Annotated in this window: 2 rRNA genes; both read left to right on the forward strand. The window is 49.6% G+C overall.

The window, feature by feature from the left end:
• Positions 1 to 101 (forward strand): 16S ribosomal RNA (locus tag MHK09_RS11595); the annotation flags it as partial.
• 456 nt (positions 102 to 557) lie between these two features.
• A 23S ribosomal RNA gene (locus MHK09_RS11600) occupies positions 558 to 1,198 on the forward strand; the annotation flags it as partial.

Genomic DNA, 1,198 nt, shown 5'->3' on the forward strand with positions numbered 1-1,198 from the left:
GGCCCAAACTTGTTAGGGAGCCGTCGAAGGTGGGATCGGCGATTGGGACGAAGTCGTAACAAGGTACCCGTACCGGAAGGTGCGGGTGGATCACCTCCTTTCTAAGGAGCTTTTATTTTTCGGGTGCAGTTGCACCCTTGGTTGGTTGAGTATGCGAGTGTCATGCTGCCAGCTTTTATTGTTGAAAAATTGTCCGGGTGAAACACATACCTGATGAGACAAGCCGAGTGTTTGAATGGCGCTTTGTGACACACGTTGTCCGTGCACAGTGAAAAGTAATTGTTGTTTGTATGTTGGTGCATTGTTGGGTGTCTGGGGCATTATCCCCTTTTTTGTGTGCCTGACCATGAGTCTTGTTGACACTTATTGTGTTGGTGGGTTGTGGTTGGGGTGTTGTGTGAGAACTGTATAGTGGACGCGAGCATTAAACACGCACGGATGGATTGCTTTTGTGGTTTGTTTGTGTGTGTTTGTGTGATTTCTTTTTTCTTTAATCAATTTTTGTCAAGTTCACTTGTGTGGCCACCCGCGCGCTTTTGTTGTGTGTGGTGGTTTGTGTGTTCGTTATTAAGGGCGCATGGTGGATGCCTTGGCATGCTGAGCCGATGAAGGACGTGAAAGGCTGCGTTAAGCCTCGGGGAGTTGTCAATTAAGCGTTGATCCGAGGATGTCCGAATGGGGAAACCTGGCCCTGGTTATGTGGGGTTACCCTTCAGTGAATTCATAGCTGTTGTGGGGGTTTACGCGGGGAAGTGAAACATCTCAGTACCCGTAGGAGGAGAAAATAATAATGATTCTGCTAGTAGTGGCGAACGAACGTGGATGAGGCTAAACCGTGTGCATGTGATACCTGGTAGGGGTTGTGTGTGCGGTGTTGTGGGCCCCAATTTGCGGTGACTACCATCATCGTGCTCGTGTGTTGTTGTTAGGTGAAGTGGTTTGGAATGGCCTGCCGGAGAAGGTGAGAGTCCTGTAGTTGAAGACAATGGCATGTGGGTTGTTGGGTTGCCCGAGTAGCAGCGGGCTCGTGGAATCTGCTGTGAATCTGCCGGGACCACCCGGTAAGCCTAAATACTTAGTGTGACCGATAGTGTATGAGTACCGTGAGGGAATGGTGAAAAGTACCCCGGGAGGGGAGTGAAATAGTTCCTGAAACCATGTGCTTACAATCCGTCAGAGCACCGTTTGTGTGTGATGG

This window comes from Corynebacterium tuberculostearicum (assembly GCF_022347235.1).
Lineage (GTDB): Bacteria > Actinomycetota > Actinomycetes > Mycobacteriales > Mycobacteriaceae > Corynebacterium > Corynebacterium tuberculostearicum_F.